The following is a 22,659-nucleotide window of genomic DNA, read 5'->3' on the forward strand; positions in this document are numbered from 1 at the left end:
CGAGTCGTCGGCCTCCGGCGCAGGCGTTTCGTCGGTGCGACCCACGTCGGCGCCCGAGGGGCAGACGCGGAGCGCTGTGGTCACGCTGCTGCTCGAGGAAGGCCCCATCACCGCCTCGGACATCGGCACTCGACTGGGGTTGAGCGCGGCGGGTGTCCGACGTCACCTGGACGCACTCATCGACGCGGGCGAGGCCCGCATCACCACCCCCGCAGGTGCGCGGCAACGGGGCCGCGGCCGACCGGCGAAGTACTTCCAGCTCACTGCAGCCGGACGCAACCGTCTCGGCCACACCTACGACGATCTTGCCGGTGCCGCCATGCGGCAGTTACGCAAGATCGGCGGGGATGCGGCCATCGAGACATTCGCGCGGCAACGCGTCAACACCATCGTGGCCGACGTGGAGCCGGCCACGGGTTCCGATGCGCATGCCGTGGAGGACGCTGCCGACCGAATCGCCGACGCGTTCAGCGCGGCGGGCTTTTCTGCCACCACCCGTCAGGTGGGCAACGGTGTGCAGATCTGCCAGCACCACTGCCCGGTGTCGCATGTCGCCTCCGAGTTTCCGGAGCTGTGCGAGGCCGAGCAGACCGCGTTTGCCGAGATCCTCGGCACGCACGTGCAGCGTTTGGCGACCATCGCCAACGGCAATTGCGCATGCACGACGCACGTACCGCTGTCACCGACGCGGTATTCGAACACCGATAGTTCCGACAAGAAGACTCCCGACGCGCAGCCCCGTGTCGGAGAACGCCCACGCCTCCGGAAGGAGCCCGCATGACCGTCACACCAGACCAGGTGACACCCACCGCGCCGCTGACCCAGGACGAGACCATCGCCTCGCTCGGCACCTACGGATACGGCTGGGCCGACTCGGACGTAGCCGGTGAGAGCGCCAAGCGCGGTCTTTCCGAGGCCGTCGTCCGCGACATCTCGCAGAAGAAGAGCGAGCCCGAGTGGATGCTCGAGGCGCGCCTGAAAGCGCTCAAGACGTTCGAGCGCAAGCCGATGCCGAACTGGGGTTCCAACCTCGACGGCATCGACTTCGACAACATCAAGTACTTCGTGCGGTCCAGCGAGAAGCAGGCTGCCACGTGGGAAGACCTGCCGGAAGACATCAAGAACACGTACGACAAGCTCGGCATCCCCGAGGCGGAGAAGCAGCGCCTCGTCTCCGGTGTCGCTGCCCAGTACGAGTCCGAGGTGGTCTACCACTCGATCCGTGAGGATCTCGAGGCCCAGGGAGTGTTGTTCCTCGACACCGACACCGCCCTGAAGGAGCAGCCGGAGCTGTTCCGGGAGTACTTCGGCACCGTCATCCCCGCAGGCGACAACAAGTTCTCCGCACTCAACACCGCGGTGTGGTCCGGTGGATCCTTCATCTACATCCCGCCGGGCGTCCACGTGGACATCCCGCTGCAGGCCTACTTCCGGATCAACACCGAGAACATGGGTCAGTTCGAGCGCACGCTGATCATCGTCGACGAGGGTGCCTACGTGCACTACGTCGAGGGCTGCACCGCACCGATCTACAAGTCGGATTCGCTGCACTCCGCCGTGGTCGAGATCATCGTCAAGAAGGGTGGTCGGTGCCGCTACACGACCATCCAGAACTGGTCGAACAACGTCTACAACCTCGTCACCAAGCGTGCCAAGGCCGAGGCGGGCGCAACCATGGAGTGGGTCGACGGCAACATCGGCTCCAAGGTCACCATGAAGTACCCGGCCGTCTGGATGACCGGTGAGTACGCCAAGGGTGAGGTTCTCTCGGTCGCGTTCGCAGGCCCGGACCAGCACCAGGACACCGGCTCGAAAATGCTGCACCTGGCACCGCACACGTCCTCGAACATCGTCAGCAAGTCCGTCGCTCGCGGCGGTGGCCGGACGTCGTACCGCGGTCTGATCCAGATCAACAAGGGTGCACACGGCTCGCGCTCGACGGTCAAGTGCGACGCGTTGCTCGTCGACACGATCAGTCGTTCCGACACGTACCCGTACGTCGACATCCGCGAGGACGACGTGTCGATGGGCCACGAGGCCACCGTCTCGAAGGTCAGCGACGATCAGTTGTTCTACCTGATGAGCCGCGGCATGACCGAGGACGAGGCCATGGCGATGGTCGTGCGCGGCTTCGTCGAGCCGATCGCTCGCGAACTGCCGATGGAATACGCGCTCGAGCTCAACCGGCTCATCGAGCTGCAGATGGAAGGGTCGGTCGGATAAGTGAACAACCCCCTCACCGGAGTCATGGGTGCTGTGGCATCCGAGAATCCAGAGTCGGCCAAGGAAGACAAGTCGAAGCTCGTCGAGAACAAGGGCGCTCAGTTCACGTCCTACGACGTGAATGCGTTCGAGATCCCGTCCGGCCGTGACGAGCTGTGGCGTTTCACGCCGCTGCGTCGGCTGCGCGGCTTGCACGACGGTTCCGCTGTCGCCGACGGGGCCGCTCGGGTCACCGTCGGCGCCCCGGAGTCGGTGGTCGTGGAGACCGTCGGCCGCGACGACGAGCGACTGGGCAAGGCCGGGGTCCCGGCCGATCGTATTGCTGCGCAGGCTTTCTCCGCATTCACCGAGGCCACGATCGTCTCCGTGCCGAACGAGGTCGAGGTGGCCGATCCGATCGAGATCACCGTCGACGGTCCCGGTGTCGACCACGTCGCCTACGGCCACGTGCAGATCAGGCTCGGCACGTTCGCTCGCGCCACCGTCGTGATCGACCAGCGAGGTAGCGGAACGTACGCCGAGAACGTCGAGTTCGTTCTCGGCGACAGCTCGCAGTTGCACGTCGTACTGATCCAGGACTGGCAGTCCGACGCCGTGCACGTCGCAGCACACCACGCGATGCTCGGACGCGACGCCGTGCTGCGGCACTACAACGTCAGTCTCGGCGGCGACCTGGTGCGCATCAGCCCGACCGTGCGCTACAGCGCACCCGGCGGCGACGCGAACATGCTCGGTGTGTATTTCGCCGACGCAGGCCAGCACCTCGAGCAGCGACTGCTCGTCGACCACTCGGCACCGCACTGCAAGTCCAATGTGATGTACAAGGGCGCGCTGCAGGGCGAAACCGGACCCGGAACCGTCGACGCGCACACCGTGTGGATCGGAGATGTTCTGATCCGAGCCGAGGCCGAGGGCACCGAGACCTACGAGCTCAACCGGAACCTGGTCCTGACCGACGGCGCTCGCGCCGACTCGGTGCCGAACCTCGAGATCGAGACCGGGGAGATCGTCGGAGCAGGCCACGCCAGCGCCACCGGCCGGTTCGACGACGAGCAGCTGTTCTACCTGCGCGCTCGTGGCATCTCGGAGGAGGTTGCTCGTCGACTCGTCGTCCGGGGCTTCTTCCACGAGATCATCGACAAGATTCCGGTCCCCGCCGTACGCGAGCGTCTCGACGCCGCCATCGAGACCGAACTCGCCGTCGCCGGCGCGTAGGTCTCACCCGAACCTTTCTCGACTGCACAAAGGAACTGTGATGTCCACACTCGAAATCCGCGATCTGCACGTCAGCGTCGCCAACTCCGACTCGACCGCGGAGCCCATCAACATCCTCAAGGGTGTCGACCTCACCGTGAAGTCCGGTGAGACGCACGCGATCATGGGGCCCAACGGTTCCGGCAAGTCCACGCTGTCCTACGCCATCGCGGGCCACCCCAAGTACACGGTGACCTCCGGCACCATCACCCTCGACGGTGAAGACGTGCTCGAGATGAGTGTCGACGAGCGCGCCCGTGCCGGCCTGTTCCTGGCGATGCAGTACCCGGTGGAGGTGCCCGGCGTCTCGATGTCGAACTTCCTGCGTACCGCCGCCACCGCCGTGCGCGGTGAGGCCCCCAAGCTTCGGCACTGGGTCAAGGAAGCCAAGACCGCCATGAGCGAATTGGAGATCGAGGCCAACTTCCTCGAGCGCAACGTCAACGAGGGCTTCTCCGGCGGCGAGAAGAAGCGTCACGAGATTCTCCAGCTGGGACTGCTCAAGCCGAAGATCGCCATCCTCGACGAGACCGACTCCGGCCTCGACGTCGATGCTCTGCGCGTGGTGTCCGAGGGCGTCAACAAGTACAAGGAGCGTGAAGACGGCGGAGTGCTGCTGATCACGCACTACACCCGCATCCTGCGCTACATCAAACCCGACTTCGTCCACGTCTTCGTCAACGGCGAAATCGTGAAGTCCGGCGGTGCAGAGCTGGCCGACGAGCTCGAAGCCAATGGATACGCCGGTTACGCGCAGGCCGCGACCACCGGAGCATGAGTATGGCTGCACCCGCAGCTGCGGCGGTGGCGACATCGTTCGATGTCGCCACGGTTCGTCGCGATTTCCCCATCCTCTCGCGCACCGTCCGCGACGGGAAGCCGTTGGTGTACCTCGATTCCGGTGCCACTTCGCAGCGGCCCGTGCAGGTACTCGACGCCGAGCGTGAGTTCCTGACCACGTGCAACGCCGCTGTGCATCGCGGGGCGCATCAGTTGGCCGAAGAGGCCACCGACGCCTACGAGGGTGCGCGCGCGGCCATCGCGTCGTTCGTCGGGGCGGATGTCGACGAGATCGTGTTCACCAAGAACGCGACCGAGTCGCTCAACCTCGTGACGTACGTGCTTGCCGATCAACGATTCGATCGTCACCTCGGTCCCGGCGACGAGATCGTCGTCACCGAACTCGAGCACCACGCCAATCTCGTTCCGTGGCAAGAGCTTGCTGCTCGAACCGGTGCAACGCTGCGCTGGTACGGCGTGACCGACGACGGACGCATCGATCTCGACTCGCTCGAATTGTCTTCCGCCGTCAAGGTTCTCGCCTTCACGCATCAATCCAACGTGACCGGCGCGGTGGCCCCGGTCGAGGAGTTGGTGCGTCGGGCCAGGGCGGTCGGTGCGCTCGTCGTTCTCGACGCATGCCAGTCGGTGCCACACATGAAGGTCGATTTTCACGCGCTCGATGTCGACTACGCCGCGTTCTCGGGTCACAAGATGCTCGGTCCCTCGGGAGTGGGCGTGCTCTACGGCAAGACGGCGCTCCTCGCGGCGATGCCTCCGTTCATCACCGGCGGTTCGATGATCGAGACCGTCACCATGGAGAAGACGACGTTCGCCGCGCCTCCGCAACGATTCGAGGCCGGGGTTCCCATGACCTCGCAGGTGGTCGGACTCGGTGCCGCTGTGCGGTACCTGGAGAACATCGGCATCGATGTCATCGCCGCGCACGAAAAGGCTTTGGTCGCAGCAACTCTCGCCGAGTTCGCGAAAATCGACGGTGTTCGCGTGATCGGCCCGACCGAGAACGTCGACCGCGGTTCGGCAGTGTCGTTCGTGGTCGACGGCATTCACGCCCACGACCTCGGACAGATCCTGGACGACGAGGGCGTCGCCATTCGCGTCGGGCATCACTGCGCGTGGCCGCTGCACCGACGGTTCGGTGTGGCTGCGACAGCGCGCGCCTCGTTCGCGCTGTACAACACGGTCGAGGAAGTGCAGGTTCTCGCACAGGCGATTCGCCGCGCGCAAACGTTCTTCGGAACCGCTCGCTCCGACGACCACGGCGGGGGAGGGCAGCTCTAGATGCGGATGGAACAGATGTATCAGGAAGTGATCCTAGATCACTACAAGCACCCGCACGGCCGTGGACTGCGTGAGCCCTTCGGCGCGGAGGTACATCACGTCAACCCCACCTGCGGCGACGAGGTCACCCTGCGTGTTCAGATCGAGGATGGCGCCGTTGCAGACGTCTCGTACGACGGCCAGGGCTGCTCGATCAGTCAGGCAGCGACGTCCGTTCTCACCGATCAGGTCGTCGGCCTGAGCGTGGCCGACGCGCTGAAGACGGTCGACGCGTTCAGCGACATGGTCGGCAGCAGAGGTACCGTCGAGGGTGACGAGGACGTCATCGGCGATGGCATTGCGTTCGCCGGTGTGGCCAAGTATCCGGCTCGCGTGAAATGCGCTCTGCTGGGATGGATGGCTTTCAAGGACGCGGTTGTTCTAGTAGTGGACGCAGATTCGACAGCCACGACGGGCGAGACCGCCCGGTCGGCACTTTCCGGAGGACAGTAATCATGACCGAAGCAACAGAGACGACGCAGGCAGTGACAGCCGAGACCACGCCGGTGGAATTGACCGCCGACGAGATCAAGGTGCTCGAGGACCTCGAAGAAGCGATGCGCGATGTCGTCGATCCCGAGCTCGGAATCAATGTCGTCGATCTGGGACTGGTGTACGACATCAAGATCGACGCCGACGACATCGTCACCGTCGACATGACGCTCACCTCGGCGGCATGCCCGTTGACGGACGTCATCGAGGATCAGGCGCGCGGCGCGCTCGTGCGCAGCGGACTGGCCGCCGATCTCAAGATCAACTGGGTCTGGATGCCGCCATGGGGCCCGGACAAGATCACCGACGACGGTCGCGAGCAGCTCAGGGCCCTCGGCTTCACCGTCTGACGCACGGCCGAATCGGCCCCCTCACGCACCCTTCGCTTCGTCGGCTTTCGAGTCGGCGGACTTGGCCGAGGCTTTCTTCGCAGCCGCCTTCTTGGCCGGAGCCTTCTTAGCAGCTGCCTTCTTGGCGGGTGCCTTCTTTGCCGGAGCCGATGTGGCCGACCCGGACTTCGCGTTCTTGCCTGCCGCCTCGACGCTCCGCTGCAAGGCCGCCACGAGATCGACGACCTCGGCGTCCTCGCCGTCGTCGTCTTTTTCCGTTTCGGTGTGGATGACCTTCTCACCGCCGTTGGCGAGCGTCTCGTCGATCAGCTTGCGCAGTTCGGTCTGATAGTCGTCCGTGTACTCGGTCGGATCGAATTCCGAGGACATGCTTTCCACGAGGGACGTCGCCATCTTCACTTCCTGCGGGCGCGCGGACGGCGCGTCCTCGAGCGAAGGAAATTCAGCCGCCCTGACTTCGTCCGGCCACAGCAGTGTCTGGATCACCAGGACGTCGTCGCGCACGCGCAGTGCGGCCAGGCGGGTCTTCTGGCGCAGAGTGAAATGCACCAACGCGGTGCGCTCTGTTTCTTCGAGAGTCTCGCGCAGCAGCACATAGGCCTTCGGTGAGGCAGAGTCCGGCTCGAGGAAGTAGCTCTTGTCGTACAGGATCGGATCGATCTGCTCGGTCGGCACGAATTCCAGAACCGGAATCTCGTGTTTCTCCGCCGCAGGCAGCTTGTCGAAGTCGTCGTCGGTGAGAATGACGCGTTCACCGTCGGGGGAGTCATAGGCCTTGTCGATATCGGCGAACTGCACCGACTTGCCGCATTCTTGACAGATCCGGTCGTACTTGATGCGACCGCCGTCCTTCGCATGCACCTGATGGAACCGAATGTCGTGCTGCTCGGTGGCCGAGTAGACCTTCACCGGAACATTGACCAGTCCGAAGGCGATCGAGCCCTTCCAAATGCTGCGCATCTGTCCATGATCGCCGACCGGGCGCCCGTGTGTCGACCGTTGGCGAGAAACTCAGCTACGGCCCGGCGAGCGCGCGATCGTGCGCGCGATCGCGAGCCTGGCCGACGCCGGAAGCGTCGGAAACATCTTCAGCATCGCGGTCATCGTCCCGAAGGCGTCGTCGTGGCCCGATAGGTAGGAGCGCTGCAGTTCGACCGGGAGCGAGAAGAAGCTGGTGAAGAACTGGGGGACCATCTCGGGTTCGAGAGCCAGTGCCGTGCGCAGTCCGAGGTTACGAAGTTTCTGGACCGTCCAGACGTGCACCGGGCGGTTCGCGCGCGACCGACCGCCACCTCGGAAACGCTCGACGAGGTGATCCGCCGACGCCAGCGACGCCGCGACGCTGTACCCGGTGGCGGGATGCATCAGGTTCGAGCGAGACCCGAACAGCACCGGACCGCCTCGCCCGGTGTGCAGTCGGGACCGAGGCGGCGGTTCGACCGAGAAGCGGACTCGTTCGACATCCTCCTTGCCGGTCGGTTCCAGGTTGCGATGGGTCAGACGGTGGTGCAGCCGCGACCGAAGAACTGCGAGTTCCAGGGGGGGTCGGCCCACCAAGCAGGTCTCTTCGAGCAGGATTCGATCGTCGTCGAGTGCCACGGCGTACAGAAAACTCGGGGCTTCACCGTGCCGAGCGCCGTTGTCGGTGCGCCAGTCCATGAACCACGCGTCGGCCCCTTCGAGGATCGGTTCGGCGCGGTCGCGTTCGACGACGATCCCGTAGGCGGTCTGCTGGGCGAGGTCGCGCGAATCGAGTGTGCCACGGGCGTCGACGACGTGACGGGCATCGACGATCGAGCCGTCGGCGGTCGTCACCCGGGAACCGGTGACGTCGACAGCTGTCGCGGCCAGCACCCGCACGCGGTCGACCGACAAGGCCGCTTGCAGCGCAGGTGTGTCCAGCACGCAGTACGTCCTGTCGATGATCCGCTGGTGATCGGTCCACACCGCGGGTTTGCGCGCAGTCGAGGCGACCGCGGTCTCGGGCAACCACGACGGCAACTCGTCGGCCCAGGCGGAGTACGTCGGTGTCCACGTGCGCGACGGGTGTGGATCGACTGCGATCACATCGAGTCCGGCCTCGGCACATCGATGGGCGACCGACCGCCCGGCTGGACCGAGGCCGACGACCGCGACGTCGGCCGAGAAATCGTTCACATTCCGCCGGTGGCGAGCAAACCACCGTCCACGCGCACGGTCTCGCCGGTGATCCAGGACGACGCGTCCGAGACCAGGAAGGCCACCAACGCAGCGACATCCTCCGGATTTCCCAGGCGCTTCATCGGGTAGCCGGCCGCTGCCGCGTCTTCTCCGTTGGCGACGAGGGCCTCGGCGAATTTGGTCTTCACCACGCCCGGTGCCACGGCATTGACGCGAATTTTCGGACCGAGCTGCCAGGCGAGCTCCTCGGTGAGGCGGATCAGAGCGGCCTTGGATGCGCCGTACGCGGCGATCACCCCGGTCGAGCGGATGCCGGCCACGCTCGCGATGTTGACGACCGCGCCGCCGTGCTCGCCCATCCAGGCATGGAAGGCCTGCTGGACGAAGCCGAGAGTCCCCACCACGTTCGTGTCGAAGATCTTGCTCACGCCCGCCAGGTCGGCATCCATCAGCGAACCGTAGACGGGATTGATACCGGTGTTGTTGACCAGGATGTCCAGCGAACCGAAGGTCTCCACCGTGCTCGCCACCGCGGTGCGTCGGTGCTCCGGGTCGCCTGCGTTGCCGTCGATCGCGAGCACGGAATCGCCGAGCTCTGCTGCCGCCGCAACGAGTGGTTCGCGCTTGCGGGCGGTGATGGCGACGTTCGCGCCGCGAGCGAGCAGTTCCGCGGCGATGGCCTTGCCGATGCCTCGGCTGCCGCCGGTGACGAGTGCGGTGCGCCCGGCCAGGTCGGGGATCGGCGCGCTGGACGGGCTGACGGTTTCGGGGGCGTCGGTCATCGATCAGACGTTACCGGTGTCACCGTCGTTCCTGGGTGAGGGCACGTGAATGCTGAGCTAAAATGGGGGTTTGCTGTGCCGTTCGACGGCACACCTGAGTTCGCCCGTCGGTCGACGGGCAACGGTCTTGTTCGGCAAACGCTAGGAGCGCACGCGTGATCACCGCCACCGACCTGGAAGTTCGTGCCGGTGTGCGGACCCTTCTGTCCACCGAGGGGCCCGCGCTCCGCGTACAGGCAGGCGACCGCATCGGGTTGGTGGGCCGCAACGGTGCAGGCAAGACCACCACGCTGCGCATCCTGGCAGGTGAGGGTGAGCCGTACGCGGGCGAGGTCGTGCGTACCGGAGAGCTCGGCTACCTTCCGCAGGATCCCAAAGAGGGCGACCTCGACGTGCTGGCCAAGGATCGAGTGCTCTCGGCCCGGGGCCTGGACACCCTCCTGCACAGCATGGAGAAGCAGCAGGCACTGATGGCCGAGGTCGCAGACGAGGCGCTGCTCGACAAGGCCGTGCGCAAGTACGGCGAACTCGAAGAGCGGTTCGCATCCCTCGGCGGCTACGAGGCCGAGAGCGAGGCGGCCCGAATCTGCAACAGCCTCGGTCTGGCCGACCGCATCCTCGGTCAACCGCTGCGGACCCTCTCCGGTGGTCAGCGCCGACGCGTCGAACTGGCTCGAATTCTGTTCGCCGCGTCCGACGGCAGTGGCGGACGCTCGAACACCACATTGCTGCTCGACGAGCCCACCAACCACCTCGACGCCGATTCCATCACCTGGTTGCGCGGATTCCTGCAGAGCCACGAGGGCGGACTCATCGTGATCAGTCACGATGTCGAACTGCTCGGAGACGTGGTGAACCGGGTGTGGTTCCTCGACGCAGTGCGCGGCGAAGCCGACATCTACAACATGAACTGGAAGAAGTACCTCGACGCCCGCGCCACGGACGAGCAACGTCGCCGCCGTGAGCGCGCCAACGCGGAGAAGAAGGCCGGCGCACTGCGAGTGCAGGCCGCCAAGATGGGGGCCAAGGCAACGAAAGCCGTTGCGGCACAGAACATGGCAAAGCGCGCGGACAAGCTGCTCGCCAACCTCGACGCCGAGCGGGTGTCCGACAAGGTGGCGCACATCCGTTTCCCCGAGCCCGCACCGTGCGGCAAGACGCCGCTGATGGCGAAGAACCTCACCAAGATGTACGGATCGCTGGAAATCTTCGCGGGCGTCGACCTGGCCATCGACCGAGGCAGCCGTGTAGTGGTGCTCGGGCTCAACGGTGCAGGCAAGACGACGCTGCTGCGAATCCTCGCCGGAACCGAGAAGGCCGACACCGGCGAGATCGAACCCGGCCACGGCATGCGCGTCGGATACTTCGCACAGGAGCACGACACCCTCGACGATCACGCGTCGGTCTGGGAGAACATCCGGCACGCGGCACCGGACACCGGCGAGCAGGAACTGCGGTCGCTGCTGGGAGCCTTCATGTTCACCGGACCCCAGCTCGACCAGCCTGCAGGGACACTGTCGGGCGGTGAGAAGACCCGCCTGGCACTCGCCGGATTGGTGTCCTCGGCGGCGAACGTGCTGCTGCTCGATGAACCGACCAACAACCTCGACCCGATCTCACGCGAGCAGGTCCTCGACGCGCTCCGCAGCTACAAGGGTGCCGTCGTGCTGGTCACGCACGATCCCGGTGCCGCCGAAGCGCTCTCACCCGAGCGGGTGATTCTGCTTCCCGACGGTACCGAGGACCACTGGTCGCAGGAGTACCTGGAACTGATCCAGCTGGCCTGACCCGCTCGCCGGGGTCATTCCGACCGGTCTTGCCTGCGAACCGATTCCTCGACAAGGTCCAGGATCGCCGAGAGGTTGGACCTGCCGTGACCCGACGCGATGCGCGCCACCAAGCCGTCCAACACGAGATCCAGGTAGTCGGCGAGAACGTCGTTGGGAATGTCGTCGCGCAGTCTTCCTGCGGTCTTCTGACGCTCGAGTCGCCCCAGTGTCGCGTCGGTGAGCTCTGCAGACCGTTCGGCCCAGCTGCTCCGGAAGTCCGCGTCCGTGCGTAGTCGTCGGGTGATCTCGAGCCGCGTTCCGAGCCACTCGAATTGTTCGGGTTGCGCCAACATGTCTCGCATCACCTGCACCAGACCCTGGGTGGACGCGACCTCTGCCATGCGTCGGGCATCTTCCTGCGCCAGCGCGAGGAAGAGACCGTCCTTGTCCTTGAAGTGGTGGAAGATGGCTCCGCGCGACAGGCCGGTGGCCTCTTCCAGGCGCCGTACCGTCGCGCCCTCGTAACCGAACTCGCCGAAGCACTTGCGCGCGCCGTCGAGAATTTCGCTTCGACGGGCGGCCAGGTGGTCTTCGCTGACCTTGGGCACGTGTGGGTTTCCTACTTTCGATGAGGGCCTCGACCGATACGGCGATGGGCCCGGAAACACGTTGTCGGTTCCGGGCCCATCGCCGTTCGAGGCATACGTCAGACGACGCGCACTCAGCCTCTGATCATGTTGCGCAGCACGTACTGCAGGATGCCGCCGTTGCGGTAGTAGTCCGCTTCACCCGGGGTGTCGATGCGAACCACAGCCTCGAATTCGACCTTGGAGCCGTCTTCCTTGGTGGCGATGACGGTCATCGTCTTCGGGGTGGTGCCTTCGTTCAGCTTCGCGACGCCGACGATGTCGAACGTCTCGGTGCCGTCCAGCTTGAGCGACGCTGCGCTCTCACCGGCCGGGAACTGCAGGGGAACGACGCCCATGCCGATGAGGTTGGAGCGGTGGATGCGCTCGAACGACTCGGTGATGACGGCCTTGACGCCGAGGAGCGATGTGCCCTTGGCCGCCCAGTCGCGCGAGGAGCCGCTGCCGTACTCCTTGCCGCCCAGCACGACCAGCGGGATGCCGGCCTTCTGGTAGTTCTGCGATGCGTCGTAGATGAAGGACTGCGGTCCACCGTCCTGCGTGAAGTCACGGGTGTAGCCGCCCGAGACGTCGTCGAGGAGCTGGTTCTTCAGGCGAATGTTCGCGAACGTTCCGCGAATCATGACCTCGTGGTTTCCACGACGCGAACCGAGCGAGTTGTAGTCCTTGCGCTCGACACCGTGCGAATCGAGGTACTGCGCGGCAGGCGTGCCTGCCTTGATGGGGCCTGCCGGGCTGATGTGGTCGGTGGTGACCGAATCGCCGAGCAGGGCCAGCACGCGTGCGCCCTTGATGTCCTCGACCGGAGCCGGATCCATCGTCATGCCGTCGAAGTACGGAGGCTTGCGCACGTACGTGGAGTTGGGATCCCACTCGAACGTGTCGCCCTCGGGGGTGGAGAGGTTCTGCCAGCGGCTGTCGCCGGCGAAGATGGTGTCGTAGGACTTGGTGAACATGTCCCGGCTGATCGAGGACTGGATGGTCTCTTCGATCTCCTGCGTGGACGGCCAGATGTCCTTCAGGAACACCGGGTTGCCCTCGTGATCCTCACCGAGGGCGTCGGTCTCGAAGTCGAAGTCCATCGTGCCCGCGAGGCCGTACGCGATGACCAGCGGCGGTGAGGCCAGGTAGTTCATCTTGACGTCGGGGGAGATGCGGCCCTCGAAGTTGCGGTTACCCGACAGCACAGCGGTGACCGAGAGGTCGTTGTCGTTGATCGCCTTCGAGATCGGCTCGAGCAAGGGACCGGTGTTGCCGATGCACGTGGTGCAGCCGTAACCGCCGAGGTAGTAGCCGAGCTTCTCGAGGTACGGCCAGAGGCCGGCCTTCTCGTAGTAGTCGGTGACGACCTGCGAGCCGGGTGCCATGTTGGTCTTGACCCAGGGCTTGGTGGACAGGCCCTTCTCGACGGCGTTGCGGGCGAGCAGTGCTGCGCCGAGCATGACCGACGGGTTCGAGGTGTTGGTGCAGGAGGTGATGCCCGCGACCACGACGGCGCCGTGATCGAGCACGAATTCGCCTGCCTCGTCGGTGGTGACGCGAACCGGCTTGCTCGGGCGACCCTCGGAACCGTATGCGGCAGAACGCACGTCGACGGAATCCTCTTCGGCGAAGCTCAGCGACGCGGAGTCGCTGGCCGGGAAGGATTCGTCGAGGGCCTCGTCGAGCTTGCTGTCACCCTCGTGCTTGGGGTGGTTCTCCTCGACGTAGTTGTGGATGTCCTTGCGGAACGCAACCTTGGACTCGGACAACAGGATTCGGTCCTGCGGGCGCTTCGGGCCTGCGATGGACGGAACGACCGTGTTGAGGTCGAGCTCGATGTACTCGGAGTACACGGCCTCGTTCTTCGGGTCGTGCCACATGCCCTGTTCCTTGGCGTACGCCTCGACGAGAGCGAGCTGCTCGTCGCTGCGGCCGGTCAGGCGCAGGTAGTTGATGGTTTCCTCGTCGATCGGGAAGATCGCTGCGGTGGAACCGAACTCGGGGCTCATGTTGCCCAGGGTGGCGCGGTTCGCCAGCGGAACCTCGGCCACGCCTTCGCCGTAGAACTCCACGAACTTGCCGACGACGCCGTGCTTGCGCAGCATCTCGGTTGCGGTCAGCACCACGTCGGTCGCGGTGACGCCGGGCTGGATCTCACCGGAGAGCTTGAAGCCGACGACGCGGGGGATGAGCATCGAGACGGGCTGGCCGAGCATGGCCGCCTCTGCCTCGATGCCGCCGACGCCCCAGCCCAACACGCCGAGGCCGTTGACCATCGTGGTGTGCGAGTCGGTGCCGACACAGGTGTCGGGGTAGGCCTGGCCCTTGCGGGTCATGATCGTCGGTGCGAGGTACTCGATGTTGACCTGGTGCACGATGCCCATGCCCGGGGGGACGACCTTGAAGTCGTCGAATGCGCCCTGTCCCCAACGCAGGAACTGGTAGCGCTCACCGTTGCGCTCGTACTCGAGGTCGACGTTGCGCTCGAGAGCATCGGCGCGGCCGAAGACGTCGAGGATGACCGAGTGGTCGATGACCATGTCGGCGGGGGAGAGGGGGTTGACCTTGTTGGGGTCGCCGCCCAGGGTGGTGACGGCTTCACGCATGGTGGCGAGGTCGACGATGCACGGAACACCGGTGAAGTCCTGCATGATGACGCGTGCAGGGGTGAACTGGATTTCGAAGCTCGGCTCTGCGGACGGATCCCACGAGGCAATCGAACGAATGTGGTCGGCGGTGATGTTCGCACCGTCCTCGGTGCGAAGGAGGTTCTCCGCGAGGACCTTCAGTGCGTAGGGCAACTTCTCGGCACCGGGCAAAGCCGACAGTCGGAAGATCTCGTACGAGTTCTCGCCGACTTCGAGGGTGCCCTTTGCACCGAATGAATCTTTACTTGCGGTCACTTCAGCTCCACTCGTCTATGAGGCACACCGCCGACGGGGCTGTGTCGACGGTTGAAGCGAGGCTCCGGCTGCGGGCCTCGGCCTCGAATCTCGGTAACGAGAGTTCGAGGCGGACGCACAGTCGGTGTCTCGATGGAAGTCTAACAGTACGCTTGTCCTGTGAAAACCTGCGGTCCGGTCCTCGGTGGGTGTCGCGAGACCGATCCACAGGACGATCCTCACGTAGTGCTCCCGGCTGCGCAATGAAGGGCGACCTCAGTAGTTGCGTCGGACCTGCGGGCCTACCAGGTACGGGCACGGAGGTGACGTAGGGTTCGATCCGACTGGTTCCTACCGACTGGACGAGAGATGCCTGAGCCGATTCACGCCGTTTCCCCACTTGCCACCGACATACCGGCAGGTCTGGACGTCGACAGCATCGTCGCCACGGTCCGCGAGTCCGGTGTCAGTGCCCCCGCCGACGAAGAAGCAGGGTTGTCTGCGGCCGTCGCGCGCGCCGAGGACCACGGCATCGACCTGAGCATCGTGATCGTGCCGACCGAACCTCGCCACGACTCGCAACTTCGAGACCTCGCGACCGCGGTCGGAGCGCGCGAGGGCGGCACGGTTCTCGTGCTCAGTCCCGGTCAGGTGGGCTCGTTCAGCGACTCGATCAGTCGGGTGACCCTCGAAGCAGGCCAGGACCGTACCTACACCGGCAACCACGTCGTCGCCGCGGACAACTTCGTCGACACCCTCGTCGAGGACCAGACGCCGTGGGGCCTGCTCACCGGCGGACTGGTCGTCGTCGTCGCCGCGGTCGCGACCCTGACCGCTGCCGTCAAGGTCCGCAGATACCGCTCTCGTTCGGAGTCGAAGGATCACGCTCACAGCGAGCCCGTCAGCGACTGAGCACTCTCCTCCGCGTGTCGTTCGAGTGACCGACACCCGCACTGTCGGACCCGGTCGCGATCGTGGCCGCGAGGTCGTCCGAAAAAGTCGGAAAAATTGTTTCCGGTAAACCCCGAGTTCACGGCGTTGTGCCTGGTGGAATTACCAATGTGTCATTTGTGACTGGAGTTTCCTTAGGGTGCGAAGTGTCGTACGGTGCCATTGGCACTGCTGGGGAAGGAGTGTCGCAGAAGGCGGTTGTCATCCGTGGGGAACTCGGGAGGCCACTGCTTCGGGTGTGACTGACGTGGTTCGCACCTGTCGTATCGCTGCGTGTTTCTTTCCTGCCCGGCGAGAACGCTCACCGTCACCTGCGATCGGGGTGGAGGACGGAGAGCACCTCGACGGCACGACGGTTCGACGCGAACCCGAGTGAGTGCCGGACCCGAGGGAGACATTTGTGAGCCGACGTCAAGTCCGCGGAACTCACCGCCGTGCACTCGTCCGTACCCGATTCGTGCTGGTGGGCGCAGGCCTCGTTCTCGCGTTGACGGCGACCCTTCCCGGGGTTGCCGCCGCGGTACCTCCGCCACCGCCCAACCCCTCGGACACCGACCTCGCCGCCGCAGGCAGCGCCGTCGATTCGAGCCTCGGCCAGGTGGGCCAGCTGATCGACGCGATCGCGTCGGCCAACCAGCAACTCGCCCAACTCGACGACGAGGTGGCGTCGAAGCGAGAAGGCGTCAACAAGGCCCTTGTCGATCTGCAGAATGCGCGTGACGCGGCCGATGTCGCTGCGGCCGTCGTCGGTGCCGCGCAGCAAGCTCTCGTCGATGCGGGCACCCAGATCCAGGCAGCCCAGAAGAAGTTCGACGAGTTCGCCAAATCCAGCTACACCCAGGGCTCCGGGGTTGCCTCGATGGCGTCGTTCCTCGGATCCAGCGGACCGGACGACGTCCTGGACCGGGCCCAGGTCCTCAAGGTGCTCTCCAACAGCCAGAACGCGGTACTCGACGGGTTGCAGCGGGCCCGTACCGAGCAGGCGAACCGCGATTCGGCGGCCCGTGAATCCAAGCAGCAGGCCGACGCGGCCGCGTCGGAGGCCGAGGCCAAGAAGGCCGAGGCCGAGCAGGCCATCGCAGAGGCGCAGGCAGCGCTGCAGGCAGAGGCCGACCGGAAGGCCACGATCGAATCGCAGCGTGACTCGGCGCAGGCCGAACTCGATGCCGCCCGCAGCAACGTCGCCGGTCTGCAGGATCAGCGAGCGGCGTACGGCACCTGGGAGGCGCAGAAGGCGGCCGAGGACGCGGCCATCGCCGCCGCCACGGCTGCAGCGAAGGAAGCTGCCGTGCAGGCAGCGGCGCGAGTATCGGCCAACCTGGCGGCGCAGCAACGTGCGGCGGCCATCGCCGAGGGCCAGCGTTCACACGTGGACGTGGACGAGGATTCGAGCTCATCGACCGACTCGGACAGTTCCACTGCGACCACCCCGACCACGCCCACCCCCACTACGCCGAAGACGCCCTCCAAACCGAAGACGTCCACGACCCCGTCGGTGACCGGAAGCGCAGCCGTCGAGTTGGCGATCGACCGCGGCATGAGTCAACTCGGCGTGCCGTACTCGTGGGGTGGCGGCGACGAGAACGGACCGACCAAGGGCATCAGGGACGGCGGAGTAGCGGACAGCTACGGCGACTACAACAAGATCGGCTTCGATTGCTCGGGGCTGATGATCTACGCCTTCGCGGGCCTGGGGATCTCGTTGCCGCACTACACCGGTTACCAGTACACAGCGGGCAAGCAGGTGCCGTCCTCGGAGATGAAGCGGGGCGACATGATCTTCTACGGACCCAACGCCAGCCAACACGTCGCGCTCTACCTCGGCGACGGCAAGATGCTCGAAGCTCCGCAGTCGGGTTCGGTGGTCAAGGTGTCCGACGTGCGATACAGCGGAATGACGCCGTACGCCGTGCGCATGGTGTCCTGAGCCCGGATCCGGCGCGCGCGTCGGGGGTGCCTTTCGGCGCGCGTGCCGAACACCTGGAATAGTTGATTGCGGCGGTATGAAACGTGCCCGACGACGATCGACTGAAAGCGGTGAATTCTTGGTGACATCACGTGACGGCCGGATTTCGAACGACGAGGGGTCGACGCGAGTCGAGTCCGAGACGTCGAATCCACCGGGTGTGGAGCCGAAGCGGGTGGACAGTCCGGCCTTGGCCGAGGACGTCCAGCTTCTCGAGAAAGCCGTGTACGAGGTCAAGCGCGTGATCGTCGGTCAGGATCGGCTGGTCGAGCGCATTCTGGTGGGGTTGCTCGCCCGCGGACACGTGTTGCTCGAGGGTGTTCCCGGCGTCGCGAAGACCCTTGCCGTCGAGACGTTCGCACGCGTGGTCGGTGGCTCGTTCTCGCGAGTTCAGTTCACACCCGACCTGGTTCCCACCGACCTCGTCGGCACTCGAATCTACCGTCAGGGTCGTGAGGAGTTCGACACCGAACTCGGACCCGTCGTGGCCAACTTCGTGCTGGCCGACGAGATCAACCGTGCACCGGCCAAGGTTCAGTCCGCTCTGCTCGAGGTCATGGCAGAACGACACGTGACCATCGGCGGCAAGACGTTCCCGATGCCGGATCCGTTCCTGGTGATGGCAACGCAGAACCCCATCGAGAACGAAGGTGTGTACCCGCTTCCCGAAGCGCAGCGAGACCGATTCCTGTTCAAGATCGTCGTCGACTACCCGACGGTCGAGGAAGAGCGCGAGATCGTCTACCGCATGGGAATCAAGGCTCCCGAGCCCAAGCAGATCCTGGACCCGGTCGAGTTGGTTCGCCTGCAGAATCTGGCCAGCTCGGTGTTCGTGCACCATGCGCTCGTCGACTACGTGGTCCGGGTCATCTCTGCTACTCGAACTCCCGAGCAGTTCGGCATGGACGACGTGGCCAGCTGGATCGCCTACGGTGCATCGCCGCGTGCGACGCTCGGCATCATCGCCGCCTCCCGCGCACTGGCTCTGCTCCGTGGTCGCGACTACGTCGTTCCCCAGGACGTTCTCGAGGTCATCCCCGATGTGCTCCGGCACCGTCTCGTGTTGTCCTACGACGCTCTGGCCGACGAGGTGACCCCGGAGACGGTCATCTCCCGGGTGCTGCAGACCGTCGGGTTGCCGCAGGTGTCACCGCAGGCGGTACCGGTGCCGCAGGGCAACGGAGCCGGTCCGGACGCCCCGCACTTCGACGGACGTCAGCCACAAGGTCCCTACCCGAGCCAGGGTCAGCATCCCGGCCAGTTTCCCGCTCCGGGGCAGTTTCCCGCGCAGGGTCAGATGCCTCCGTCGCAGCAGCCCGGACCCCAGCACCAGCCACAGGGCGGTCAGTACGGTCAGCCGGCACCGTCGTTGCAGAAGCCGTCGGGTGACGGATCGGCGATCGGTACGCCGGGGCAGTGAGCGGATCCGACACCGCTTCCGTGACCGCATCCCGTGCCGTCGTGTCTCGGCCGCCGTCCTTCCGATCGGGTGAACTCCGCGATCCGAAACTGGCTGCCGCGCTGCGGACCTTGGAGCTGACCGTCCGCCGCCGATTGGACGGGGTGCTGCACGGCGATCATCTCGGGCTGATTCCCGGTCCCGGTTCGGAACCGGGCGACGCCAGGGAATACCAGCCGGGCGACGACGTCCGCCAGATGGACTGGTCGGTCACCGCGCGTACGACGCATCCGCACGTGCGGCAGTCCGTGGCCGACCGCGAGCTGGAGACCTGGCTCGTCGTCGACTTGTCGGCCAGCCTCGACTTCGGCACCACCGGGTGCGAGAAGCGCGATCTCGCGGTCGCGGCCTCGGCCGCCATCACTCATCTGTCCGGCGGTGGCGGTAATCGAATCGGCGCGGTGGTGGCCACCGGTTCCGAGACCAACCGCATTCCGGCACGCGGCGGACGCGTGCACACTCAGTCGATGCTCCGTGCCATTGCCACGACGCCGGCTGCGGCCGACGGTGTGCGCGGTGACCTGCGCGCTGCCATCGAAGCGCTGCGACGGCCCGAACGCCGCCGCGGGATGGCTGTGGTGATCAGTGACTTCCTCGGACCGATCGATTGGGAGCGCTCGCTTCGGGCCATCTCCGCTCGACACGACGTGCTGGCCGTCGAGGTACTCGACCCACGTGATCTGGAACTGCCCGACGTCGGTGACGTGGTTCTCCACGATCCGGAATCCGGCCGCACTCGCGAATTCAGTACCACGCCTCGGCTGCGTGCAGATTTCGCGCGCGCAGCTGCAGCACACCGCGACGATGTCGAGAAGGCGCTACGTCGGTGCGGTGCACCCCGATTGACGCTCCGCACCGACGGTGACTGGATCGCAGACGTCGTTCGGTTCGTGACCGCACGCAGGCACACCATCGGGTCCGGGTTCACCAACACTGCGCGGGCACCGCGATGAGCCTGACCGATTTCGCATCGCCGTGGTGGCTGGGCTTTCTCCTCGTCGTCATCGCACTGACGGTCGGCTACGTCGTGATCCAGCGGCGCAAGCAGAAGCACGTGCTGCGGTTCTCCAACATGGAACTGCTCGAGTCCGTTGCGCCGGATCGGCCCAATCGACTGCGACACCTGCCGACGGCACTGGTTCTGGTCGGCCTGATGTTCCTGACCGTCGCGTTGGCCGGTCCCACAGCGGACCAGCGGGTGCCACGGAACCGAGCGACCGTCATGCTCGTCATCGACGTGTCGCTGTCGATGGAGGCCACCGACGTGGAGCCGACTCGGTTGGCAGCCGCGCAGGAAGCAGCCAAATCCTTCGCCGACGGTCTGACGCCCGGCATCAATCTCGGGTTGGTCGCGTTCGCCGGAACGGCGTCCGTCCTGGTCTCGCCCACGGCCAACCGCGAAGCCACCAAATCCGCCATCGACAGGTTGCAACTCAGCGAACGAACGGCCACCGGCGAGTCGATCTTCACCTCGCTCCAGTCGATCGACACTCTCGGCGCGATACTCGGCGGCGGCGACGCGGCGCCGCCTGCGCGCATCGTGCTGCTCTCGGACGGTAAGCAGACCGTTCCGCAGAACCTCGACGACCCCCGCGGCGGGTACACCGCAGCGCGTGCCGCCAAGGACAAGAACGTGCCCATCTCCACCATCTCGTTCGGCACGAGCTACGGCTCCGTCGAAATCGAGGACGAGAACGGCGTCGAACGAGTGCCCGTACCGGTCGACGATCCGTCGTTGCGGGAGATCGCGAATCTGTCCGGCGGCAGCTTCTTCTCCGCGTCGTCGCTCGAGGATCTCAGAGACGTCTACGACACCCTCGAGGAACAGATCGGGTTCGAGATCACCCGCGGAGACGCGTCGCGTCCGTGGCTGATACTCGGCGTCCTGTGCATCTCGGCTGGCCTCGGTTCGGCATTGGTGATGCGGCAACGTCTCCCGTGATCGTTGTTCTTACTCACCAGTAAGTTTCGCTTTGTCATTCCAGGACGAACAGATAGGTTGCTAGGCATGTCCACACCTGACTTCATCGCGCGATCGGTACTCGTCACCGGAGGTAACCGGGGAATCGGTCTTGCCATCGCCCAGCGACTCCAAGCCGACGGCCACAAGGTGGCCGTCACCCACCGTGGCTCCGGCGCTCCCGACGGGCTGTTCGGAGTCGTCTGCGACGTCACCGACTCCGCCTCGGTGGACGCGGCCTTCAAGGAGGTCGAAGAGAAGCAGGGACCGGTCGAGGTGCTCGTGGCCAACGCCGGTATCACCGACGACACACTGCTGATGCGTATGACCGAGGACCAGTTCCAGCGTGTGATCGACGCGAACCTGACCGGAGCCTTCCGCGTCGCCAAGCGCGCCAACCGAGCCATGTTGCGCGCGCGCTGGGGTCGGATGATCTTCCTGAGTTCTGTCGTGGCCATGGCCGGCGGACCGGGGCAGATCAACTACGCAGCGTCCAAGGCGGGCGTCATCGGAATGGCTCGATCGATCACGAGGGAACTGGGTTCGCGTTCCATCACGGCGAACGTCGTGTCCCCGGGTTTCATCGAAACCGACATGACGGCAGAGCTCTCGGACGACTTGCGCGGCAAGGCGAAGGAATACATCCCCCTCCAGCGTCTCGGTCAGCCCGAGGACGTTGCGGCAGTGGTGAGCTTCCTTGCCGGACCTGACTCGTCGTACGTGTCCGGTGCGGTCATTCCCGTCGACGGTGGTATGGGCATGGGGCACTGAAGTCCTACTCGCACAACGATTTCGACAGACGTACACCTCCGAATTAAGGAATACAGCACTATGGGCGGATTGCTCGAAGGCAAGACCATTCTCATCACCGGCATCATCACCGACGCCTCGATCGCGTTTCACGCTGCAGCCATGGCGCAGGAGCAGGGCGCCAAGGTGATCATCACCGGGTTCGATCGACTCCGACTCATCGACCGCATCGCGCAGCGTCTGCCCAAGGAGGTGCCCCCGGCGATCGAGCTCGACGCCACCAACGAGGAGCACCTCGCGGCGCTGGCCGACCGCGTACGCGAAGTGGCACCGGAAGGTATCGACGGGGTTCTGCACTCGATCGCATTCGCGCCCCGCACCCTCATGGGCCCCGATGCGAAGCCGTTCCTGGACGGGCCCGGGCCCGATGCCGCGAGGGCATTCGAGATCTCCGCGTGGAGTTACGCGTCGCTCGCGCGCGCCGTGCTCCCGGTCATGAACGAGGGTGGCTCCATCGTCGGAATGGACTTCGATCCGCGCACCTCGATGCCGTACTACAACTGGATGGGTGTGGCGAAGGCTGCCCTCGAGTCGGTGAACCGTTACGTGGCACGGGAAGTGGGCGCAGCCAAGCGCATCCGCTCCAATCTTGTTGCAGCAGGGCCTATCAGGACTCTCGCCGCCAAGGCGATTGCGGGTACCGCGACCGGTGATGCCGCCAAGATGGACCAGCTCAACGTCTACTGGGACGGTGCCGCTCCCATCGGTTGGGACGTCAACGATCCCACTGTCGTCGCGAAGTCGATCGTCGCGCTGCTGTCCGATTGGCTGCCCGGCACCACCGGATCCATCGTGTACGTCGACGGTGGAGCCAGCCACAACACGTACCTCCCCGAGAACATGTGACACCG

At 65.3% G+C, this 22,659-nt stretch carries 20 protein-coding genes; 15 read left to right on the forward strand and 5 right to left on the reverse strand.

Translation table 11 applies throughout. The annotated features are described in order from the left end of the window. Positions 1-34 precede the first annotated feature (34 nt). The 7 genes from CH256_RS18405 to CH256_RS18435 are packed head-to-tail and all read left to right on the forward strand — an operon-like array spanning position 35 to position 6,440. Positions 35-781 (forward strand): helix-turn-helix transcriptional regulator, encoded by a 747-nt coding sequence (locus CH256_RS18405; RefSeq protein WP_373454846.1) that lies wholly within the window; start codon positions 35-37, stop codon positions 779-781. Continuing rightward, positions 778-2,223 (forward strand): Fe-S cluster assembly protein SufB, encoded by a 1,446-nt coding sequence (gene sufB, locus CH256_RS18410; protein WP_032377835.1) that lies wholly within the window; start codon positions 778-780, stop codon positions 2,221-2,223. The genes CH256_RS18405 and sufB overlap by 4 nt, the downstream gene beginning before the upstream one ends. A 24-nt stretch (positions 2,224-2,247) precedes the next feature. After that, positions 2,248-3,438: a Fe-S cluster assembly protein SufD gene (gene sufD, locus CH256_RS18415; protein ID WP_094642369.1), complete on the forward strand. Its 1,191-nt coding sequence runs from the start codon at positions 2,248-2,250 to the stop codon at positions 3,436-3,438. A 40-nt stretch (positions 3,439-3,478) separates the two neighbouring features. After that, on the forward strand, positions 3,479-4,255 hold the full coding sequence (gene sufC, locus CH256_RS18420; RefSeq protein WP_094641863.1) for a Fe-S cluster assembly ATPase SufC: 777 nt from the start codon (positions 3,479-3,481) through the stop codon (positions 4,253-4,255). Between the two features lie 2 nt (positions 4,256-4,257). Next, positions 4,258-5,559 (forward strand): cysteine desulfurase, encoded by a 1,302-nt coding sequence (locus CH256_RS18425; protein ID WP_094670230.1) that lies wholly within the window; start codon positions 4,258-4,260, stop codon positions 5,557-5,559. After that, a complete protein-coding gene (sufU, locus tag CH256_RS18430) occupies positions 5,560-6,051 on the forward strand; it encodes a Fe-S cluster assembly sulfur transfer protein SufU (RefSeq protein WP_094670231.1) in 492 nt (163 codons plus the stop codon). It begins immediately after the preceding gene. Between the two features lie 2 nt (positions 6,052-6,053). After that, positions 6,054-6,440, forward strand: coding sequence for a metal-sulfur cluster assembly factor (locus CH256_RS18435; RefSeq protein WP_068050507.1), 387 nt, complete (start codon positions 6,054-6,056; stop codon positions 6,438-6,440). Between the two features lie 21 nt (positions 6,441-6,461). On the opposite strand, the gene ku is transcribed toward CH256_RS18435, so the two are convergent. From ku to CH256_RS18450, 3 genes are read right to left on the reverse strand one after another with little or no spacing between them, the layout of a single operon-like run. After that, positions 6,462-7,400, reverse strand: coding sequence for a non-homologous end joining protein Ku (gene ku / locus CH256_RS18440; RefSeq protein ID WP_068050506.1), 939 nt, complete (start codon positions 7,398-7,400; stop codon positions 6,462-6,464). Positions 7,401-7,451: 51 nt separating this feature from the next. Beyond that, positions 7,452-8,597: a lycopene cyclase family protein gene (locus CH256_RS18445; RefSeq protein ID WP_094670232.1), complete on the reverse strand. Its 1,146-nt coding sequence runs from the start codon at positions 8,595-8,597 to the stop codon at positions 7,452-7,454. After that, entirely contained in the window at positions 8,594-9,382 is a 789-nt protein-coding gene (locus CH256_RS18450; RefSeq protein ID WP_068050504.1) for an SDR family oxidoreductase, read from the reverse strand. Before CH256_RS18450 ends, CH256_RS18445 begins: the two co-directional genes overlap by 4 nt. Positions 9,383-9,537: 155 nt before the next feature. On the opposite strand from CH256_RS18450, the gene CH256_RS18455 reads away from it, so the two are divergent. Then, complete coding sequence (locus tag CH256_RS18455) at positions 9,538-11,169, forward strand: ABC-F family ATP-binding cassette domain-containing protein (protein ID WP_068050503.1); 1,632 nt, start codon at positions 9,538-9,540, stop codon at positions 11,167-11,169. A gap of 14 nt (positions 11,170-11,183) precedes the next feature. Here the strand turns inward: CH256_RS18455 and CH256_RS18460 are convergent, their stop codons facing one another. Both CH256_RS18460 and CH256_RS18465 read right to left on the reverse strand, forming a co-directional pair. Then, positions 11,184-11,759 carry a TetR/AcrR family transcriptional regulator gene (locus CH256_RS18460; RefSeq protein ID WP_068282405.1) on the reverse strand — a complete coding sequence of 192 codons (576 nt, stop codon included), beginning with the start codon at positions 11,757-11,759 and terminating at the stop codon, positions 11,184-11,186. 113 nt (positions 11,760-11,872) lie between these two features. Further along, positions 11,873-14,683 carry an aconitate hydratase gene (locus CH256_RS18465; protein ID WP_068050501.1) on the reverse strand — a complete coding sequence of 937 codons (2,811 nt, stop codon included), beginning with the start codon at positions 14,681-14,683 and terminating at the stop codon, positions 11,873-11,875. Between the two features lie 348 nt (positions 14,684-15,031). Here CH256_RS18465 and CH256_RS18470 point away from each other — a divergent pair, with 348 nt between their 5' ends. From CH256_RS18470 to inhA, 7 genes are all read left to right on the forward strand, one after another. Further along, a complete protein-coding gene (locus tag CH256_RS18470; protein WP_094670233.1) occupies positions 15,032-15,574 on the forward strand; it encodes an Rv1476 family membrane protein in 543 nt (180 codons plus the stop codon). Positions 15,575-16,013: 439 nt separating this feature from the next. Beyond that, positions 16,014-17,540, forward strand: coding sequence for an NlpC/P60 family protein (locus tag CH256_RS18475; protein WP_094670234.1), 1,527 nt, complete (start codon positions 16,014-16,016; stop codon positions 17,538-17,540). Positions 17,541-17,661: 121 nt separating this feature from the next. Beyond that, on the forward strand, positions 17,662-18,999 hold the full coding sequence (locus CH256_RS18480; RefSeq protein ID WP_256989478.1) for an AAA family ATPase: 1,338 nt from the start codon (positions 17,662-17,664) through the stop codon (positions 18,997-18,999). A gap of 20 nt (positions 19,000-19,019) precedes the next feature. Beyond that, positions 19,020-19,991, forward strand: a complete 972-nt coding sequence (locus CH256_RS18485) for a DUF58 domain-containing protein (RefSeq protein WP_068050497.1) — start codon at positions 19,020-19,022, stop codon at positions 19,989-19,991. After that, entirely contained in the window at positions 19,988-20,980 is a 993-nt protein-coding gene (locus CH256_RS18490; protein ID WP_068050495.1) for a VWA domain-containing protein, read from the forward strand. Before CH256_RS18485 ends, CH256_RS18490 begins: the two co-directional genes overlap by 4 nt. A gap of 66 nt (positions 20,981-21,046) precedes the next feature. Next, on the forward strand, positions 21,047-21,769 hold the full coding sequence (gene fabG1, locus CH256_RS18495; protein ID WP_068050494.1) for a 3-oxoacyl-ACP reductase FabG1: 723 nt from the start codon (positions 21,047-21,049) through the stop codon (positions 21,767-21,769). 60 nt (positions 21,770-21,829) lie between these two features. After that, the gene (gene inhA / locus CH256_RS18500; protein ID WP_032377850.1) at positions 21,830-22,654 is read left to right on the forward strand and encodes an NADH-dependent enoyl-ACP reductase InhA; all 825 of its coding nucleotides are present in this window, start codon (positions 21,830-21,832) and stop codon (positions 22,652-22,654) included. Positions 22,655-22,659 lie beyond the last annotated feature (5 nt).

The sequence above is a fragment of the Rhodococcus sp. 05-2254-6 genome (assembly GCF_002258565.1).
GTDB lineage: Bacteria > Actinomycetota > Actinomycetes > Mycobacteriales > Mycobacteriaceae > Rhodococcoides.